Source organism: Pseudomonas sp. 05N433, from assembly GCF_056396925.1.
On record NZ_JBFTML010000077.1, the window covers coordinates 1 to 19,579 of the forward strand.

The following is a 19,579-nucleotide window of genomic DNA, read 5'->3' on the forward strand; positions in this document are numbered from 1 at the left end:
CACCTAAGGGTCGTAGAGACCTTAGTCGCGTGCCTGATAGACCGGGTCTTCGGCCAGAAGTTGCCGTAGACGGGCCAGCGGATCCTGACGGTAAAACAACTTCAACTGTTCGTAGACCTGTGGATAAGCCTCGTAAAGCAGATCCGGGGCGCTGAAGAAGTATTCGCTGGTGACCGCGAAGAACTCGGCGGGGTTTTCCGCGGCGTACGGGTCGATGGCGGTTTCAGCGTCCGGGTTGCGCTCCAGTTGCCGGTCGAGGTCGTCATAGGCTTCCTGCATGACCTTGGCCCAGTCGCTGACGCGCATGTCGGCGTGCAGCGGTGGCAGGCCATTGGCGTTGCCGTTGAGCATGTCGAGTTTGTGTGCGAGTTCGTGGATCACCAGGTTGTAGCCTTCCCAGCCACCGCTGGCCATCACGCCGGGCCAGGCGAGGATGATCGGGCCTTGCTGCCAGGCTTCGCCGCTGTGTTCACCATCCCATTCGTGTTCGACGCCGCTGGCATCGCGATGGCGCTGGGGGCTGAGGAAATCGTCGGGGTAGAGGATGACTTCGTGAAAGCCCTGATACCAGTTCAGATCACCCAAATGCATGAGCGGTAATTGGGCCTGGGCGGCGAGCAGCAGGCGCTGCTCCTGGTGGAGTTCGACGCCGGGCAGGGCGGTCAGGTGTTTGTCTTGCAGGAACAGCACGCTGGCTTCGCGCAGCCACTGGTCTTCGGCCGCGCTGATGCCATCGAGGAAGCTCAGGTGATGGCGCACCCGTTGCCACATGTCGTCGGCAATCGGATGCCTGGCCAGGGTGCGCCGGCGTCGCCAGGCGCTAAGGGACCACATCGTCAGTCAGCGGGGTTCGGCTTTGGACGCGGCATTAGCGAGACGGCTGCGGATCACGCCAATGATCATCGGTAGCAGCGACACCAGGATGATACCCACCACCAGCAGCGACAGGTTTTTCTTGATGAACGGTACGTTGCCGAAGAAGTAACCGAGGGTTACCAGGCCACCCACCCAGAGGATGGTGCCGAAAATGCTGAAGGCAAAGAAACGCGGGTAAGGCATTTTGCCAACGCCGGCGACGAACGGAGCAAAGGTACGGATGATTGGCATGAAGCGCGCCAGGGTCACGGTTTTGCCGCCGTGTTTGTCGTAGAAATCGTGGGTTTGTTGCAGGTAATCGCGGCGGAAGATTTTCGAGTTCGGGTTACTGAACAGCCGTTCGCCGACGGTGCGGCCGATCACGTAGTTGGTGCTGTCGCCGAGGATCGCCGCCAGCATCAGCAGGCCGCCCAGCAGTACCGGATCCATGCCGCCACCGGCCGCCACAGCGCCTGCGATGAACAACAGGGAATCGCCCGGCAGGAACGGCATCACCACCAGTCCGGTTTCGCAGAAGATCACCATGAACAGGATGGCGTAGATCCATGCTCCGTAGTTGTTCACCAGCATCTCGAGGTAAACATCGAGATGCAGAATAACGTCGATCGGGTTGAAATCCATGGAAAGCACCTGTGGTGATGGCCCGACTCAGCAGGCCTGTGCGGATAGCTTCGCGTAAGACTACAGCGGGGTGTGATTTTTCTTACGAGCCGTGAGGTGTGGGCATTATACGGGGTGAAAAGTGAAAAACGCGTCGAGTTTGTAGCGAGGAATGTCGATGTGTTTCAGGGTTTGTCGGAAAAGGTCGCAGCCTTCGGTAGCACCTACAGCTTCGAGGTTGCCTCGGTCGATGCAGCGCTGCCGAAGGCTGCGATCTTCTTGGTGAGCTTAAAGTTCGTCACTGATCGGCAATACGTAATTCTTGAACTCGGTGTCTTCCCTGAACCCGATGGATTCGTAGGTTTTCTGCGCCACTTCGTTGTTGCTGCTGGTGGAAACGCGCATGCGCACGGCATTGGTTTCCTTGGCCATTTTCTTCGCGGTGCGGATCAGGTTGTCGGCCACTAACTGGCGTCGGGCGTCTTCGGCGACGTAGATGTCGTTGAGGATCCACACGCGTTTGAGCGAAAGAGACGAGAAGCTCGGGTACAACTGACAGAAACCCAACAGTTTGTTGTTGTCGTCATCGGCCAGGGCCAGGTAGATCACCGACTCTTTGCGCCGCAGGCGCTTTTCGAGGAACGCTCGGGACGAGTCCGGATACGGCAGGGAACCGTAAAACTCGCGATATTTGACGAACAACGGGGTCAGCAGGTCCAGGTGTTCGAGGGTCGCTTGAATAATCCGCATGGTAGGTCTCGTCTTCAAGTGGCTGTCTTACATGGTGACGGCGACAGGAAACCCTTGGCGGCCGTGCATCGATCCTGCCTTAAACCGGAATAGAAACGCAATGCGGAAACGGTTCAGGCATCCGACGGACTGAGTAGGAAATTACCTTTCAAACCTGCTCCTGTGTCCGACTCCAGCGTCTGAACCTGGGCTTCGTCCTTCAGACTGACCCCCGATAACTGCCGCCGACAGGCTTCGCGCATCAAATACAGCAAACGGTGTGCCGCCATGCCGTAACTCAAGCCTTCGAGCCGGACATTCGAGATGCAGTTGCGGTAGGCATCCGTCAGTCCGACCTTGGGATTATAGGTGAAATACAGCCCCAGGCTGTCTGGAGAGCTTAATCCAGGGCGTTCGCCGATCAGAATGACCACCATTTTTGCACCCAGCAGCTCGCCAATCTCGTCAGCCACCGCAACCCGGCCTTGTTCCACCAGAATCACCGGTGACAGGGACCAGCCTTCGATAGCTGTCTGTTCTTCCATGCGTGCCAGAAACGGCAAGGTGTGGCGATGAACGGCCAGTGCCGAGAGACCATCGGCCACCACTACAGCCAGATCCACCCCGCCAGGATTGGCTCGTGCGTAATTACGCAGTGTCTGCGCCGACTCGTCACTCAACTTGCGCCCCAAATCGGGGCGCTGCAAATAGCTGTTCCGGTCCGTGGCCGCGCTGTGCAGCAGCAAACTCTCACGCCCACGCTCGGTCAGTTGCGAACTGAGCGCCGTGTGATCGAAAGGCAGGTGCACCGCATCCCGGGCCTGGGCATGGGCGTACTGGAAATCCAGCTGCGCGCGGGTCGGCATGCTGGTGCCGGTACGGCCGAGGGCAATGCGTGCCGGGGTCAGGCGGCGCAGTTCCAGCAATGGGTTCTGCGGATCGACAGGTGGTTCATACATATAAACACTCATCCCAGTTGCGCCAATGCCTGGCGGAACGCCGGTGGCAGGCTGTTGCCGAAGTGAATTTTGCCGTCCGCCTGGGTGAAGATGCCCATGTTCGCCAGCCACTGTTCAAACTCCGGCGCCGGTTTCAGGCCCAGGGTTTGCCGGGCGTAGAGGGCGTCGTGGAACGAGGTGGTCTGGTAATTGAGCATGATGTCATCGGAGCCGGGGATGCCCATGATGAAGTTGATCCCGGCCACACCCAGCAAGGTCAGCAGAGTGTCCATGTCGTCCTGGTCGGCTTCGGCATGGTTGGTGTAACAGATATCGCAGCCCATGGGGACGCCCAGAAGCTTGCCGCAGAAGTGGTCTTCGAGGCCGGCGCGGATGATCTGTTTACCGTTATAGAGGTATTCCGGGCCGATGAAGCCTACGACGGTGTTCACCAGAAACGGTTTGAAATGCCGTGCCACGGCGTACGCGCGGGTTTCACAGGTCTGTTGATCGATGCCGTGGTGGGCGTTGGCCGACAAGGCACTGCCTTGGCCGGTCTCGAAATACATCAGGTTTTGGCCCAATGTGCCGCGATTCAGGCTCAAGCCCGCGTCGTAGCCTTCCTGTAAAACGTTGAGGTTGATGCCGAAACTGGCGTTGGCCGCTTCGGTGCCGGCAATTGACTGGAACACCAGGTCCAGCGGAACCCCGCGATTGACCGCCTCGATGGAGGTGGTGACGTGGGTCAGCACGCAGGCCTGTGTCGGAATGTCGTAGCGCTGGATGATCGCGTCGAGCATTTCCAGAATGGCGCAGATCGAAGCGATGCTGTCGGTGGCCGGGTTGATGCCGATCATCGCGTCACCATTGCCGTACAGCAGGCCGTCGAGAATGCTGGCGGCGATGCCGSSCGGKTCGTCGGTGGGATGATTGGGTTGCAGGCGCGTCGAGAGCCGACCGCGCAGGCCCAGGGTGCCGCGGAACTTGGTGACCACGCGGATTTTCTGCGCCACCAGCACCAGATCCTGCACGCGCATGATCTTCGACACGGCGGCGACCATTTCCGGGGTCAGGCCGGGGGCGAGGGCGCGCAGGCTTTGTTCATCGGCGGCTTCGCTGAGCAGCCAGTCGCGGAAACCGCCGACGGTGAGGTGGCTGACCGCTTTAAAAGCCTGTTTGTCGTGAGTGTCGATGATCAGTCGGGTGACCTCATCGGCCTCGTAAGGAATCAGCACTTCCTCCAGGAAGTGGGCCAGCGGGGTGTCGGCCAGGGCCATCTGCGCGGCCACCCGCTCGCCATCGTTGAGGGCGGCAACGCCGGCCAGAAAGTCCCCGGAGCGCGCCGGGCTGGCTTTGGCCATGACCTCCTTGAGGCTGTCGAAGCGGTAGGTCTGGGCGCCGACGGTATGGGCAAATACGGCCATGGGACGGTGTCCTCCTGATTCAGTAAATATCTCAAATGCACCACTGAACCCCTGTGGGAGCGGGTTTTGGTGCACTTCAATATGGCAGGCGCCGGGAATCAGCCCGGCGCCGGTGCAATTCAGACACCTTCGAGCATCGCATCCGCCGGTGCATCGGCACGTTGCTTGGCGGTCAGTTGGAAATACAGGTAACCGGCCACCATGAAACCGAGGAACACACAGCCGATCAGCGCGTTGAACCAGGCCATCGCCACCAGGCACACCACCGCCAGAAACAGCGCGATCCCCGGTACGATCGGGTAGCCCGGCGCGCGGAAGGTGCGCTCCAGGTTGGGTTCGGTTTTACGCAGTTTGAACAGGCTCAGCATACTGATGATGTACATCACGATGGCGCCGAATACCGACATGGTGATCATTGCAGCCGTCAGCGTCATGCCTTGCAGGTTGACCAGGCCGTCGCTGTAGATCGCCGCGATGCCGATCACGCCGCCCGCCAGGATCGCCCGGTGCGGGGTCTGGAAGCGCGACAGTTTGGCCAGGGAGGCCGGCAGGTAACCGGCGCGAGCCAGGGCGAAGAACTGCCGCGAATAACCCAGAATGATCCCGTGGAAGCTCGCCACCAGGCCGAACAGACCAATCCACACCAACATGTGCATCCAGCTCGAGTTGTTGCCGACCACGGCTTTCATCGCCTGAGGCAGTGGGTCGTTGATGTTCGACAGTTGGCGCCAGTCGCCGACACCGCCGGCCATGACCATCACGCCGATGGCGAGGAACACCAGGGTCAGAATGCCGCTGACGTAAGCCTTGGGAATCGTGCGTTTCGGGTCCTTGGCTTCTTCGGCGGCCATGGCTGCGCCTTCAATGGCGAGGAAAAACCAGATCGCGAACGGGATGGCCGCAAAGATGCCGGGAATCGAGGCCATGCTGAATTCGTTGGCGCCCGACCAGCCGTTGAGCACGAAGTTACTGAAGCTGAAGCCCGGTGCGACCACACCCATGAACACCAGCAATTCGGCGACGGCAAGCACAGTGACCACCAGTTCGAAGGTGGCCGCGATGCTCACGCCGAGGATATTCAGGGTCATGAACACGAAATAGGCGCCAACCGCGGCGATCTTCGGGTCCAGTTCCGGGTATTGCACATTGAGGTAGGCGCCGATGGCCATGGCAATTGCCGGTGGCGCAAAGACGAACTCGATCAGGGTGGCGATGCCGGCGATCAGTCCGCCTCGCTCGCCGAAGGCTCGGCGGCTGTAAGCAAACGGCCCGCCAGCGTGGGGAATGGCGGTGGTCAATTCGGTGAAACTGAAAATGAAGCAGGTGTACATCGTCGCCACCATCAATGCGGTGACGAGAAAACCCAGGGTACCTGCGGTGCCCCAGCCATAACTCCAGCCGAAATACTCGCCGGAAATCACCAGGCCGACGGCAATGCCCCATAGATGCAGGGTGCCGAGTGTGGGTTTGAGCTGTGTAGTAGAAGTCATAGGTCCTCTCTGCGTAGTAGAAGTCATAAGTCCTCTCTGTCTTTTTTATTGTTTGATTTGTTGGACTTTCGGGTATGGCATTCAGTGTGTAGAGCGGGAATGCAAAGCCAATGCCAGACCGGCAGAGCGATGAAGGAGGCGTTTAAGGGCACCATCGCGGGCTTGCCCGCGATGGCCTTCTGAAGGGCGATACAGAAATACCTGTATCGCCCCCCCGGTTTTTAGAAGAAGCCCAACGGGTTGATGTCGTAGCTCACCAGCAGGTTTTTGGTCTGCTGATAGTGATCGAGCATCATTTTGTGGGTCTCACGGCCGACGCCGGACTTTTTGTAACCACCGAACGCGGCGTGTGCCGGGTACAGGTGGTAGCAGTTGGTCCACACGCGACCGGCCTTGATGGCGCGGCCCACGCGGTAGGCGCGGTTGATGTCGCGGGTCCAGAGGCCGGCACCCAGGCCGAACTCGGTGTCGTTGGCGATGGCCAGGGCCTCGGCTTCGTCCTTGAAGGTGGTGATGCTCACCACCGGGCCGAAGATTTCTTCCTGGAACACGCGCATTTTGTTGGTGCCCTTGAGCAGGGTCGGCTGGATGTAATACCCGGTCGCCAGGCTGCCCTCGAGTTTTTCCACCTTGCCACCGGTCAGCAGTTCGGCGCCTTCGCCCTTGGCGATGTCCAGGTACGAAAGGATTTTGTCGAATTGCTGCTCGGACGCCTGGGCGCCGACCATGGTGTCGGTGTCCAGCGGGTCGCCACGCTTGATCTGCAGGACTTTTTTCATGACAACTTCCATGAACTCGTCGTAGATCGACTCCTGTACCAGGGCGCGGGACGGGCAGGTGCAAACTTCGCCCTGGTTGAAGAATGCCAGCACCAGGCCTTCAGCGGCTTTCTCGATGAAGGACGGTTCGGCCTGCATGACGTCTTCGAAGAAGATATTCGGCGACTTGCCACCCAACTCCACGGTGGACGGAATGATATTTTCGGCGGCGCATTTCATAATGTGCGAGCCGACTGGAGTCGAACCGGTGAAGGCGATCTTGGCGATGCGTTTGCTGGTGGCCAGGGCTTCACCGGCTTCTTTGCCGAAGCCTTGCACCACGTTGAGCACGCCAGGTGGCAGCAGGTCGCCGATCAGCTCCATCAGCACAGTAATGCCCAGCGGGGTTTGCTCGGCAGGTTTGAGGACAATGCAGTTACCGGCGGCCAGGGCCGGAGCGAGTTTCCAGGCGGCCATCAGAATCGGGAAGTTCCACGGGATGATCTGCCCGACCACGCCCAGCGGTTCATGGATGTGATAGGCCACGGTATTGCCGTCAATCTCGGCGGCGCTGCCTTCCTGGGCGCGGATGCAACCGGCGAAATAGCGGAAATGGTCGGCGGCCAGCGGGATGTCGGCGTTGAGGGTTTCACGCACGGCCTTGCCGTTGTCCCAGGACTCGGTGATCGCCAGCAGTTCCAGGTTCTGTTCGATGCGATCGGCGATTTTCAGCAGCACCAGCGAGCGTGCCTGGGCGGACGTGGCGCCCCAGGCATCGGCGGCGGCATGGGCGGCGTCCAGGGCTTTTTCGATGTCTTCGGCAGTGGAGCGCGGGAATTCGGCAATCGGTTGGCCGTTGACCGGCGAAGTATTGGTGAAGTACTGACCTTTGACAGGCGCGACGAACTCGCCGCCGATGTAGTTACCGTATTTGCTCTTGAACGAAACGATAGCGCCTTCAGTACCGGGGTGAGCGTAACGCATGATGGGTTTCTCCTTGGCTTTTGTGCTTATAAGGGAGGACGCGCCAGAGCGCGGTAACAAGCGTAGAGCAAAGGTTGGGCCACCGCCTCGCAAGTCAGTTAAATCAAGGGCTTGTGTATTTTTTGTCGGACGGCTGGGCGGTGCTTGTGACGCTTGCGGTACAACCCGTGTGACACTTTGTACCGCTTGTGGCACAGCCTGTGACCGATGGGTCTTGTCAGCATTGCAATGCGTCGATGGCTGGAGGATGCTGGGCCTCAAATGGCCCACAGGTAATCCTCTGTGGCGAGGGAGCTTGCTCCCGCTTGGCTGCGAAGCAGTCCAGAAATGTCTGCCGGTCATGATTTTTGGCGAGCGCTTCGCACTCGAGCGGGAGCAAGCTCCCTCGCCACAAGGTGTGTGCCAGCCCCTTAAAGAGGGTTCAGCACAGCCCTCTGGGAGAATAATAAGAAATGCACGACAACCATTTGAGTCGCCATGCCCAGCAAGTGTTGACCGTGACCCAGGGTAAGTCCCACCTGCACGGTCCCGGCAGCGATCCGTCTATTGCCCGCTCCTGGCTGCGTTGCCTTGAGGACTATCACCTCGACCCGGCCCTGACCATGGCGCCGACGGTGCTGGAACATGGACGTCTCCTGGAAAGCCGCGAACGTTTGCAGCAAGTGCTGCAGATCGCCGGCAACGAAATGACCAGCCTCCACCAGCAACTCTCCGGCGCCGGCCACGCAGTGTTGCTGACCGACGCTCGCGGGGTGATCCTCAACTGCGTCACCGCGCCCGCCGAACGGAAGATTTTCGAACGCGCCGGCCTTTGGCTTGGCGCCGACTGGAGCGAAGCCTGCGAAGGTACCAACGGCATCGGCACCTGCCTGGTGGAGCGCCAGTCCCTGACCATCCACCAGGACGAACACTTTCGCGGCCGCCACACCGGCCTGACCTGCTCGGCAAGCCCGGTGTTCGACCCTCATGGTGAACTGTTGGCGGTGCTTGACGTGTCTTCGGCGCGTCATGAGGTTTCGCGGCAGAGCCAGTTTCACACCATGGCCCTGGTCAATCTGTCGGCGAAGATGATCGAGAGCTGTTATTTCCTGCGTTACTTCGACAATCAATGGCTGCTGCGTTTTCACTTGCAGGCCGAATCCGTCGGACTGTTCAGCGAAGGGCTGCTGGCGTTCGACGGGGAAGGGCGGATCTGTGCGGTCAACCAGAGCGCGCTGAATTTGCTGGGACATATTCGTGGCGGCCTGTTGGGCCAGCCGGTGGAGGCGTTTTTCGACTGCTCGCTGAATGAGTTGCTCGGCCGCGCGAGCGCCAATGCCAGCGCCAGTTGGCCGTTGCGCACCCGCGACGGGCGGCGGCTGTTTGCTGTATTGCGTGGGCAGCCGCGCAGCATTCCTGCACCGGTGGTGCAAAGCCCGGCAGTGGCCGAGCGTCCACGGCTGTCGGGTATTTGCCTGGGCGATGCCGCGTTGCAGGAAGACTTCCGCAAGGCCTTGCGGGTGTTCGAACGGGACGTGCCGTTGCTGATCAACGGCGAAACCGGCTCAGGCAAGGAGGCTTTCGCCAAGGCCGTGCATCAGGCCAGTCAACGGGCGGAAAAATCGTTCGTCGCCCTCAATTGCGCGGCGATCCCCGAAAGCCTGATCGAAAGCGAGTTGTTCGGCTATCGCGGCGGCAGCTTCACCGGTGCCCGCAAGGAGGGCATGCGTGGAAAGTTGCAGCAGGCCGATGGCGGAACTTTATTCCTGGATGAAATCGGTGACATGCCGCTRAGCATGCAGACCCGACTATTAAGGGTGCTGGAAGACCGTCAGGTGGTGCCGATTGGCGGCGAGCCGGAATCGGTCAATGTGCGGATCATCAGCGCTACTCACCGTAACCTGCTCGAAAGGGTGCAGGACGGCAGTTTTCGCGAGGATTTGTATTACCGGCTCAATGGGCTGGAAGTCGCATTGCCGGCGTTGCGCGAGCGCACGGATAAATCACAGCTGCTCGACTTTCTGTTGGCCGAAGAGGCGGGCGGGGAGACGGTATTGATTGATGCAGCGGCGCGGCAGGCCTTGCTGGATTTTGCCTGGCCGGGGAACGTGCGGCAGTTGCGCAATGTGCTGCGGACCCTGGCGGCGTTGTGTGACGGCGGTCGGATCGGGCTGGAAGATTTGCCGGCGATGATTCGTCAGGTCCGGCCGGTGACGGTGGCGACGATTGAAGCGCCGTCCGAGTATCCGCTGGACGATGCCGAGCGGTTGGCGTTGCTCAACGCACTGGAACAGCAGCGCTGGCACATGACCCACACCGCCGAACAGTTGGGTGTGAGCCGCAATACCCTCTACCGGAAGCTGCGCAAACACGGCATCGCACGATAGCCGTTTTTGTGGCGAGGGGGCTTGCTCCCTCGCCACAAAAAAATGCGCTCGATCAGCCAGGCGGTTGTGTCACGTTCAGCTAAAGAGTGCGATTTTCCCCTCCCTACGCTAACCTGCGGCCATGTTTACGAGGTCGACTATGCACATTCATATTCTTGGTATTTGCGGCACTTTCATGGGTTCGATGGCGGTTCTGGCCAAAGAGCTAGGCCATCATGTGACCGGCTCCGATGCCAACGTCTATCCGCCGATGAGCACTCAGCTGCAAGCCCAGGGCATTGAGTTGACGCAAGGTTACGACCCGGCGCAGCTCGATCCGGCCCCGGACCTGGTGGTGATCGGCAATGCCATGTCCCGCGGCAACCCGGCGGTCGAGTACGTGTTGAACAAAGGCCTGCCGTACGTCTCTGGCCCGCAATGGCTGGCCGATCACGTGCTGCAAGGCCGCTGGGTGCTGGCGGTTGCCGGCACGCATGGCAAAACCACTACCAGCAGCATGCTCGCCTGGGTCCTGGAACACGCCGGCATGAGCCCGGGTTTCCTGATCGGCGGCGTGCCGCAGAATTTCTCGGTGTCGGCGCGTCTGGGCGATACGCCGTTCTTCGTGATTGAAGCCGACGAATACGACAGCGCATTCTTCGACAAGCGCTCCAAGTTCGTTCACTACCGCCCGCGCACGGCGATCCTGAACAATCTGGAGTTCGATCACGCGGACATCTTCCCTGATCTGGCGGCCATCGAGCGACAGTTCCACCATTTGGTGCGGACCATTCCGAGCGAAGGCCTGGTGATCCATCCGACCACCGAGCCGGCCTTGCAGCGCGTGATCGAGATGGGCTGCTGGACTCCGGTGCAAACCACCGGCGCCGGCGGTCAATGGCAGGTCAAACTGCTCAGTGAAGATGGCTCGAAGTTCGAAGTGATGTTCGAAGGCGTGGCTCAAGGCGTGGTCGAGTGGGACATGACCGGTCAGCACAACGTCGCCAACGCCTTGGCCACCTTGGCCGCCGCGCGTCACGTCGGCGTCGTGCCGTCGATGGGCATTGCGGCACTGAGCGCGTTCAAAAGCGTGAAGCGCCGGATGGAAAAAGTTGCGGAAGTCCGTGGCATCACCATTTACGACGACTTCGCCCACCACCCGACTGCCATCGCCACCACCCTCGACGGTTTGCGCAAGCGCATCGGCGATGCGCCGCTGATCGCGATCATCGAGCCGCGCTCCAACTCCATGAAGCTCGGTGCTCACCGCGATGGCTTGCCGGAAAGCGTGGTCGATGCCGATCAGGTGATCTGGTATTCGCCGGCCAACCTCGGTTGGGACCTGGGTGCCACGGCGGCATTGTGCACCGTGCCGTCGATTGTCAGCGATTCGCTGGAAGGCATCATCGAGCGCGTGAAGAGCCAGGCCCAGCCCGGCACTCACGTGGTAATCATGAGCAACGGCGGCTTCGGCGGCCTGCACGGCAAACTGGCCGAGGCGCTGCAATGAACAACGGTCCGGAACGCATCACGCTGGCGATGACCGGCGCTTCGGGCGCCCAGTACGGCTTGCGCCTGCTTGATTGCCTGGTGCGTGAAGACCGCGAGGTGCACTTCCTGATTTCCAAGGCCGCGCAACTGGTGATGGCCACCGAGACCGATGTCTCGCTGCCGTCCAAGCCGCAGATGATGCAAGCCTTCCTCACTGAATACACCGGCGCCGCCACCGGGCAGATTCGGGTGTACGGCAAGGAAGACTGGATGTCGCCGGTGGCTTCGGGCTCCGGCTCGCCAGCGGCGATGGTGGTGGTGCCGTGTTCCACCGGGACCTTGTCGGCGATCGCGACCGGGGCCTGCAACAACTTGATCGAGCGGGCGGCCGACGTGACGTTGAAGGAGCGCCGCCAGCTGATTCTGGTACCGCGCGAGGCGCCGTATTCGAGCATTCATCTGGAAAATATGCTCAAGCTGTCGAACATGGGCGTGACGATTTTGCCGGCATCGCCAGGCTTCTATCATCAGCCGCAAACCATTGATGACTTGATCGACTTCGTCGTGGCGCGAATTCTCAATCTGCTGAACATTCCGCAAGACATGCTGCCGCGTTGGGGCGAGCACCATTTGAGCAGTGATGAATAGGCTGCTGATCATTCTGCTGGCGGTGCAACTGGCGGGCTGCGCCACGGCGCGCACCCTCGATGCCGCCAAACCCGGGGCACCGGTGGTGTATTCGGGGACGCGTCTGGATTTGTATGCAATGAACGGCGGGTGCTGCGCCATGGACAGATTTGGCGCAGAAGCGCCGAGTTATCCCGGTGTTGATCTGCCGGCCAGTGCTTTGCTCGACACATTGCTGTTGCCGTTGTCGTTGTTGACGGTTTTAGGTGTTGGGTTTCAGGCGACCGGCGGATTATAGAAGAGCGCTTCGCGCTCTATTCGCGGGCGCTGCTGGATTACTTGCCTAACTTGCGCAATTCATCCGACTCGACAATCCGTACGCCATCCTGCTCTTCCAGCGCCAGGCGCCACATGGCGCGGGCCAGTTGGCAGGCTTCGATGCCGTGGTATTTGCCCGGAATCAATTTCGACAACGGACCGGCAACCCGTTCGGCCAGTCGCGGCTCGGCGCGATCGCCCAGCAACAGCGAAGGCCGGCAGATGGTCAGCTGCGGCCAATTCTGCGCGCGCAATGCGTGTTCCATCTCACCTTTAACCCGGTTATAGAAAATCGGCGATCTGCGGTCGGCCCCCAAGGCACTGATCACGATCAGGTGCCGTGCGCCCATTTCCCGGGCACGTTTGGCGAAGGCCACGACCATGTCCAGGTCCACCGCGCGAAACGCTTCCTCGGAGCCGGCTTGCTTGATCGTGGTGCCAAGGCAGCAGTAGGCGACGTCGACGCGACCGTTCAATTGCGGCAGAAACACAGTCGGGTCACCGACCGGGTTTTCCAGGTGAGGATGTTCGGCCAGTGGCCGGCGTGAGGGGGCCAATACGCGTGCGATCGTTGGCTCGTTGAGCAGACGGTCAAGCAAATGTTCACCGGTTAACCCGGTAGCTCCGGCAAGCAATACATGCTGAGGCGTCAAGTACATAGTTATTCCCCCTTGATACTGTTCAGCTTAGTTGCTCTTTTCATCCTTGCTGATAGAGACACTTTGCAATGCCTTTCGTGCCTGCTGCTTGCGTAACAATTGCCAATGGGCAAGCACGGCTTTCGGCGCCCAGATCTGTGGTTCGGAAGCTTCGAAGCTGTCGGCCAGCTCACGCTCGGCCACGGTGGCGCTGGCCCGTTTGAAGGCTTGCTCCAGATCGTCGGTCTGGTTCAGCGCCTGGGCGAACAGTGCGTCGCCGAAATAGGTGAAGTTGGCTTCTTCCGAGCACCCGAAGGACACCCGGTCGGCGCGCGAGGCGGTCATGATCAGGGTGTGTTCATCCTTGAGGGCAGGGATGAAGCCGCCGGAATAACAGGACGAAATCACGATAATCTTGTCGCGCTTCTTCAGGGGCGCGAGGACGGCGGCGAGTTCGTCGGCCGGCAGGTCGGCCAGCTCCATGCGTGGCTGGTCGAGTACCAGCTCGTGTTCACTGGAGCCATGGCTGGTCAGGTAAATGAACAGCAAGTCCTCCGGACCACTGCGCTCGGCCAGGGTCTGGGCGGCGCGGCGCAGGTTTTCCCGGGTGGCCATCGGCCGGTCGCCGAGGTGGTCGCGATGGTTGACCAGGCGAATCTGGCCGAAAGCGCCGAAACGGCTGGCGAGCATGTTGGCGACGTAGTCGGATTCGCGCAGGAACACGCTCTGCTTGCCGTCACCGCCCAGGGTCAAGGTGTACAGTTCGACCGCCGGAGTCGAGGCCGGCACGTTGGCCAGTGCTTCGTCGAGCAAGCGGCCCTGGGCCAGCAAGCCGAGTTCCAGGGTGTCGGGCAGCAGCTTGCCGTCGGCGTCGCGCACGCGCTGGCTGTTGATCCAGGTGCCGCTCAGCACTGTGCCATCGGTCAGTACCAACGTGCCTTTGCCCTGATAGTTGTCGCCGTCGAACTGGCCGATATAGAAACTGCCATCGGCCAGGTTCAAGCGGCCCTGACCGGTAAAACGCCAGTCGCTGAACTGACCGATGTAATGACTGCCATCGGCGCCGATCAACTCGCCCTTGCCGTTCAGCACGCCTTCCTTGAACTGACCGATCCAGACATCGCCATCGGCGTTTTCGTAGCGGCCCTTGCCATGCAATTGATTGTTCTTGAACCCACCGACGTAGATATCGCCATCGGCGCTGTTGAAAGTACCGTTGCCTTCCAGTTGGCCATCGACGAAGTGCCCGGTGAACTGATTGCCGCTGGCATCGCTGCGCTGGCCTTCGCCGTTGGGTTTGCCGTGGGCGAACTGACCCTGGTACTGGCTGCCGTCTTCGAGTTCCAGACGACCGAGCCCTGAATATTGGTCGGCCTTGAATTCGCCGCGATAGGTCATGGCGTTTTCTTTGAGGGTGCCTTCACCGTCCCGTCGACCGGCCTTGAAACCGCCGGTGTAGCTGCTGCCGGTGGTGGTCAGCGTGCCCTGGCCGTCGAACAGCCCCTGCTGGAACTGCCCGCGATAGACCTCGCCGTTGCTGCCGTGCCATTCGCCCTGGCCATGCCATTGGCCTTTGTCGAAGTGACCGGCATACCAGCTGCCGTTCGGGTAATCGATGCGACCCTCGCCTTGCAGCAGGCCGTTGACCAGATCACCACGATAGCGTCCGCCATCCGGCAGGCGGGCGTCGGGGGGCAACAGCGATTCGCCATCGCCGCAAGCGGTGAGCATCRGGGTCAGGGCAAGGAGTGCAAGTGAGCGCATAGCGGGATCCGGGCAATTAGGCGACGGAGTATGCCGCAGCTATGTGTCGCATTTATAGAGACACGGCACAGACACAGCGCGAAACAGCATGAGCTGCTTCGCAATCAGGCATGTGTCAGACGAAGCAGAGGGACAATGGCTCGGCGATATAGGCCGGTTTGTCCGATCCTTCGATTTCAAGCGTAGCGGTGGCCTTGAGCAGCCATTGGCCGGGTTTCTTCTCGGTGACGTCGTTCATGTCGACCTTGAGTCGAACCCTGGAATTAACCTTCACAGGCTGGATGAAACGCACGCTGTCCAGGCCATAGTTGACCACCATCTTCGCGCCTTCGGGCAGGATGAGGATGTCTTCCATCAGTTTGGGGATCAGCGACAACGACAGGAAACCATGGGCGATGGTGCTGCCAAAAGGCGTTTGCGCGGCTTTGACCGGGTCGACATGGATGAACTGATAATCGCCTGTGGCTTCTGCGAACAGGTTGATGCGTTCCTGGTCGATGGTGAGCCATTGGGAACATCCGAGTTCCTTGCCGACATAATCTTTGAGCTCTGCAACTGGAACATAGGGCATTGAGACTCTCCTTGGGTTCATCGGATTTATAGTTTTTCGAGTGGGGGACTTGACCTCCCTGCGAACCACTTTAGATCAACATGACAAATTGCTCCGGTCAACTGACCATGCTTTTGGCGAATGCCGACTCATAGCGTGCTTATAATGTCGGGCCCCTTCTTGGTGGGGGAGAGCGCGGGAGAGGATGGATGTTGTTACGTGGCCTGACCTGGCTGGTGCTGTTTCAATTGCTCGGCACAGCCCTCAATCATCTGTTTTTGCCGGTGCTGCCGGGGCCGATCATTGGCCTGCTGTTGCTGCTGGGGTATCTGATCAGCCGCGGTCAAGTCGGCGAACCGCTGAACCTTGCGGCCAGCAGCCTGTTGCGTTATTTGCCGTTGCTGCTGGTGCCGCCGGCCGTGGGCGTGATGGTCTACGCCACTGACATTGCCGCGGATTTCTGGGCGATCACCGGTGCGCTGGTGTTGTCGTTGGTGCTGTCGATGGCCTTCGCCGGGGTGCTGATGCAGCGCCTGGTCAAGCGTCACGCCCATTCCGAGGACAGCCAATGATGTTCGATTGGCACGGCGCCTGGGCGTCGGTGATTCATCATCCGCTGTTCGGCATCGGCATTACGCTGGGCGCGTATCAATTGGTGCTGGCGGCGTTCGAGAAAACCCGCTGGATTTTTCTGCAACCGGTGCTGGTCTCCATGCTGCTGGTCATCGGCGTGCTGGTCAGTTGCGGCCTGAGTTACGTTGAGTACCGCAAGAGCACCGAGATCCTCAGTATCTTGCTCGGGCCGGCCACCGTTGCGCTGGCGGTGCCGCTGTACCTCAACCTGCGGCGGATTCGACAGTTGTTCTGGCCGATATTTACTACGCTGGTGATAGGTGGCGTGGTCGCCACGGGCATGGGGGTGCTGCTGGGTTGGTGGTTCGGCGCCGAACACATGATCCTGATGACCATGGCCCCCAAGTCGGTGACCTCGCCGATTGCCATGCTGGTGGCGGAGCAGATTGGTGGCGTCGCGGCGCTGGCGGCGGTGTTCGTGTTGATTACCGGGGTGATCGGAGCGATCTTCGGGCCGAGTCTTTTGACTCGTCTCGGTGTCCACAGCCCGGAGGCCCGCGGTATGGCTCTGGGCATGACCGCCCATGCGGTCGGCACGGCGGTGGCCATGCAGGAAAGTGAGGAGTGCGGCGCCTTCGCGGCGCTGGCGATGAGTCTGATGGGCGTGGCCACGGCGGTATTCCTGCCGTTGGCGGTGTCGATGGTGGTGTAAGGAAATGTCTATGAGTCTGCCGCTTTTTCCGCTGAACACGGTGCTGTTTCCGGACTGCATCCTCGACTTGCAGATTTTCGAAGCACGCTACCTGGACATGATCGGCCGTTGCATGAAACAGGGCAGCGGCTTCGGCGTAGTGTGTATTCTCGAGGGCGAAGAAGTCGGCATCGCTCCTGAAGGCTACGCGCGGGTGGGGTGCGAGGCGCTGATCACCGATTTCCATCAGCAGGACAACGGCCTGCTGGGCATTCGGGTAAAGGGCGGGCGGCGTTTTCACGTGGTGCGCACCGAGGTGCAGCGCGACCAGTTGATCGTCGCCGAAGTCGAGTGGCTCAAAGATGAACCTGAGCAACCGCTACAGGATGAAGATGCCGACCTGGTCGCGCTGCTCAAGGCCTTGGCGGAACACCCGATGGTCGAAGCACTGAGCATGGGCACCGAAGCGACGGGGCAACAGTCGCTGGCCAATCAGTTGGCGTATCTGTTGCCGTTTTCCGAGGTGGACAAGATCGACTTGCTGCAACTCGATGATCCGCAGCAACGGCTGGATGCGATTCAGGCGTTGCTGGATGAACTGCAGGGTGAGTTGTTTGCCTGATGTCCACTGAAAGATCGCAGCCGCTACAGGTGCGATCTTTCAATCCTCAATATGCATACCGCAACAAAGCTTGCGGCAAATGCCGCAACACAAAGAAGCCGAACAACGCCAGCAACGACGGCAACACCAGCCACCAGACCTTGGGTGGCATGGCGTTGAGCGGCACCTGGCGTTGCGTCAGCCACAGGCTCGCCGCACACACGCATGCCGCCAGCATCGCGCCGGCCAGTACATCGGTAGGCCAGTGCGCCCCCAGGTAAACCCGCGACAGGGCAATCGCCAGCGCCGGCAAACAACCCAGCAACAACCAGGTCAGGCGCATTCGCGGCGGTTGTCCGCGGCCAGCCAGCACCGCTAGCGTCAGAAACAGCGCGAACGAGCCCGAGGCGTGGCCGCTGGGCATGCTATAGCTGGTCAGTGGATCGCTCAGCACTTCCGGGCGAATGCGGGCGAAAAAGTGCTTGGTTGCCGTGTTGCCCAGCGCGGTGAAAAGCAACGTGCTGCCGGCGAAGATCGCGTGCCGCCATTGTCGCGTCAGCAACAGCAGGGCCGTCAACAGGGCGCTGATCATAAACATGTTGCGGAACTCGCCAATCAGCGTGAACACCACGGCTACTTCATCGAGCATCGGGCTGCGGTGTTCCTGCACCAGGGTCATCAACCCTTGGTCGAGGGCGGTCAGGTGCGGATAGCCGATGAACAGTCCCGCCAGAATTAGAAAACTCATGCCGGTGATCAGCATCGTCGCCTTGCGATGGCGGCGCATGCTGCTGGTAATGCTCAAGCCCACCATGACGGCGATGCTGCCGGCAACGATTCCGGCCTCGGGCCAGAACCCTTCGGGCAATGGCAAGCGAATCGCCGCGCCGGTGGCCCAGCCGGGCAGCAGATAGGCAACGCTCCAGCCCGCGGCGGCCAACAGGCTGACGGCGGCGAAGCGGGGGAAGGGCATATCGAACATACCTGCGACCATCGGCAGCATTGGTCGCAACGGGCCGATAAAGCGTCCGACTAACAGGCTGGCGATGCCATAACGCTGAAAATACGCTTCGGCCCCGGCGATCCATTCCGGATGATGGCGCAACCCCGGCAGGCGCCGGATGTTCTGGTGGAAATGTCGTCCCAGGAAATACGAAACGATGTCGCCCAGCACGCCGCCGAGGAAACCCAGCAGCAATGTTTCACCCAGCGACAGTGCGCCACTGCCGGCCAGTACTGCCGCGGCAAACAACAACACCGTACCGGGTACGATCAGCCCGGCAATCGCCAGGCACTCCACACACGCCACTACGAACACTGCCATGGCCAGCCACTGCGGATTGACCGTCAGCCAACCGATCACGCTATCGAGCCATGGGCCCATAAAAACAACTCCATCGAATGTTCACTTGGCCCCAAAGGGATGAATCTCCCAAATGCTGAACGACCGCTCCCACTGGGATTCCCGTTTGCCCGGGCACGTTTCAAGTCAGCAAAAAATAATCACGCCCTTCGACCTGACCCCGACGCATCGGATTGCGAGTGCAGTACGGCGCGTAAGCCGCATCGACGAAACGGTACATTAAATGTTCGTCGCGCCCCTGGGGGATGCCCAGGCGTGTGGTCTGGATGATATGGCCGGGCGCAGGCCCGATGTCTTCCACCAGCAGCACTTCATGGTCAAAACGCTTGGCGTCCCAGACCGGCACCTTCAGCCCCAGCGCCTTGCACAGCAACGTCTGCCCGGCGCACAGCTTTTGCGAGGGGCGAGGGCGGCCCTGGGCGTCGGGATTGTTCAGCAGCATCTGCGCCAGGCTGGCTGGCCCGCTCAGTTCATCGACCCATGGATAGGCGGATTTGATCAGCACCGCATTGCCCGGACCTTGGGCACTGAAGTTCAGGGAATCGCCGCCGCGGGCGTAATACATATAGATGTGGCCGCCATCCAGAAACAAAGCCTTACGTTTTTCTGTGTAACCCAGGGAGGCGTGGCTACCCTTTTCTTCGCAGTAATAGGCTTCGGTCTCGATGATCCGGGCGCTGAGCCACAGGTCGTCGACCCGGTGGCGGATGATTTTGCCCAGCAGATCCCGGGCCAGCGTTTGGGCGTCGCGGTCGAAAAATGCATCCGGCAGAGCCTTGGGCGGGCGCGTTTCGGACGCACGAACAGTCAGGTTAGTCA

The 19,579-nt window shown here is 60.5% G+C and carries 19 protein-coding genes; 7 read left to right on the forward strand and 12 right to left on the reverse strand.

Features of this window, described 5'->3' with window-relative positions:
- Positions 1-21: 21 nt before the first annotated feature.
- The 7 genes from AC1DIS_RS27790 to exaC form a co-directional block, all read right to left on the reverse strand.
- On the reverse strand, positions 22-834 hold the full coding sequence (locus tag AC1DIS_RS27790) for a M90 family metallopeptidase (protein WP_086945944.1): 813 nt from the start codon (positions 832-834) through the stop codon (positions 22-24).
- 6 nt (positions 835-840) lie between these two features.
- Entirely contained in the window at positions 841-1,497 is a 657-nt protein-coding gene (locus AC1DIS_RS27795; RefSeq protein ID WP_018925731.1) for a DedA family protein, read from the reverse strand.
- A 267-nt stretch (positions 1,498-1,764) separates the two neighbouring features.
- The gene (locus AC1DIS_RS27800) at positions 1,765-2,226 is read right to left on the reverse strand and encodes a GNAT family N-acetyltransferase (protein ID WP_018925733.1); all 462 of its coding nucleotides are present in this window, start codon (positions 2,224-2,226) and stop codon (positions 1,765-1,767) included.
- A gap of 113 nt (positions 2,227-2,339) precedes the next feature.
- Positions 2,340-3,164: an ethanolamine ammonia-lyase subunit EutC gene (gene eutC / locus AC1DIS_RS27805; protein ID WP_477743845.1), complete on the reverse strand. Its 825-nt coding sequence runs from the start codon at positions 3,162-3,164 to the stop codon at positions 2,340-2,342.
- Positions 3,165-3,172: 8 nt separating this feature from the next.
- The gene (locus AC1DIS_RS27810; protein ID WP_477781217.1) at positions 3,173-4,567 is read right to left on the reverse strand and encodes an ethanolamine ammonia-lyase subunit EutB; all 1,395 of its coding nucleotides are present in this window, start codon (positions 4,565-4,567) and stop codon (positions 3,173-3,175) included.
- 119 nt (positions 4,568-4,686) lie between these two features.
- Positions 4,687-6,057 (reverse strand): ethanolamine permease, encoded by a 1,371-nt coding sequence (gene eat / locus AC1DIS_RS27815; protein ID WP_019581359.1) that lies wholly within the window; start codon positions 6,055-6,057, stop codon positions 4,687-4,689.
- A 221-nt stretch (positions 6,058-6,278) separates the two neighbouring features.
- Positions 6,279-7,799, reverse strand: coding sequence for an acetaldehyde dehydrogenase ExaC (exaC, locus tag AC1DIS_RS27820; RefSeq protein WP_018925737.1), 1,521 nt, complete (start codon positions 7,797-7,799; stop codon positions 6,279-6,281).
- Positions 7,800-8,251: 452 nt separating this feature from the next.
- On the opposite strand from exaC, the gene AC1DIS_RS27825 reads away from it, so the two are divergent.
- The 4 genes from AC1DIS_RS27825 (at position 8,252) to AC1DIS_RS27840 (ending at position 12,560) form a co-directional block, all read left to right on the forward strand.
- Positions 8,252-10,165 (forward strand): sigma-54-dependent Fis family transcriptional regulator, encoded by a 1,914-nt coding sequence (locus AC1DIS_RS27825; protein ID WP_018925738.1) that lies wholly within the window; start codon positions 8,252-8,254, stop codon positions 10,163-10,165.
- Positions 10,166-10,304: 139 nt separating this feature from the next.
- The gene (gene mpl / locus AC1DIS_RS27830) at positions 10,305-11,654 is read left to right on the forward strand and encodes a UDP-N-acetylmuramate:L-alanyl-gamma-D-glutamyl-meso-diaminopimelate ligase (RefSeq protein ID WP_086945943.1); all 1,350 of its coding nucleotides are present in this window, start codon (positions 10,305-10,307) and stop codon (positions 11,652-11,654) included.
- Positions 11,651-12,283, forward strand: coding sequence for a flavin prenyltransferase UbiX (gene ubiX / locus AC1DIS_RS27835; protein ID WP_018925740.1), 633 nt, complete (start codon positions 11,651-11,653; stop codon positions 12,281-12,283). The genes mpl and ubiX overlap by 4 nt, the downstream gene beginning before the upstream one ends.
- Positions 12,276-12,560: a YceK/YidQ family lipoprotein gene (locus AC1DIS_RS27840; protein ID WP_018925741.1), complete on the forward strand. Its 285-nt coding sequence runs from the start codon at positions 12,276-12,278 to the stop codon at positions 12,558-12,560. Before ubiX ends, AC1DIS_RS27840 begins: the two co-directional genes overlap by 8 nt.
- Positions 12,561-12,597: 37 nt before the next feature.
- On the opposite strand, the gene AC1DIS_RS27845 is transcribed toward AC1DIS_RS27840, so the two are convergent.
- The 3 genes from AC1DIS_RS27845 to AC1DIS_RS27855 form a co-directional block, all read right to left on the reverse strand.
- On the reverse strand, positions 12,598-13,239 hold the full coding sequence (locus tag AC1DIS_RS27845; RefSeq protein WP_019650883.1) for an oxidoreductase: 642 nt from the start codon (positions 13,237-13,239) through the stop codon (positions 12,598-12,600).
- A 27-nt stretch (positions 13,240-13,266) separates the two neighbouring features.
- Positions 13,267-14,982, reverse strand: a complete 1,716-nt coding sequence (locus tag AC1DIS_RS27850; RefSeq protein WP_477781218.1) for a C13 family peptidase — start codon at positions 14,980-14,982, stop codon at positions 13,267-13,269.
- Positions 14,983-15,097: 115 nt separating this feature from the next.
- Positions 15,098-15,553 carry a MaoC family dehydratase gene (locus AC1DIS_RS27855; protein ID WP_018925744.1) on the reverse strand — a complete coding sequence of 152 codons (456 nt, stop codon included), beginning with the start codon at positions 15,551-15,553 and terminating at the stop codon, positions 15,098-15,100.
- A gap of 188 nt (positions 15,554-15,741) precedes the next feature.
- Between AC1DIS_RS27855 and AC1DIS_RS27860 the strand changes: the two genes are divergently transcribed.
- The 3 genes from AC1DIS_RS27860 to AC1DIS_RS27870 are packed head-to-tail and all read left to right on the forward strand — an operon-like array spanning position 15,742 to position 17,418.
- Positions 15,742-16,104, forward strand: coding sequence for a CidA/LrgA family protein (locus AC1DIS_RS27860; RefSeq protein ID WP_064620620.1), 363 nt, complete (start codon positions 15,742-15,744; stop codon positions 16,102-16,104).
- Positions 16,101-16,817, forward strand: coding sequence for an LrgB family protein (locus AC1DIS_RS27865; RefSeq protein ID WP_018925746.1), 717 nt, complete (start codon positions 16,101-16,103; stop codon positions 16,815-16,817). The genes AC1DIS_RS27860 and AC1DIS_RS27865 overlap by 4 nt, the downstream gene beginning before the upstream one ends.
- A 10-nt stretch (positions 16,818-16,827) precedes the next feature.
- Positions 16,828-17,418 (forward strand): LON peptidase substrate-binding domain-containing protein, encoded by a 591-nt coding sequence (locus AC1DIS_RS27870; protein ID WP_018925747.1) that lies wholly within the window; start codon positions 16,828-16,830, stop codon positions 17,416-17,418.
- Positions 17,419-17,464: 46 nt separating this feature from the next.
- Here the strand turns inward: AC1DIS_RS27870 and AC1DIS_RS27875 are convergent, their stop codons facing one another.
- Complete coding sequence (locus tag AC1DIS_RS27875; protein WP_086945941.1) at positions 17,465-18,781, reverse strand: bifunctional DedA family/phosphatase PAP2 family protein; 1,317 nt, start codon at positions 18,779-18,781, stop codon at positions 17,465-17,467.
- Positions 18,782-18,881: 100 nt separating this feature from the next.
- Positions 18,882-19,579: DNA-3-methyladenine glycosylase (locus AC1DIS_RS27880; RefSeq protein WP_477781219.1), on the reverse strand; the 698-nt coding region annotated here is incomplete at its 5' end.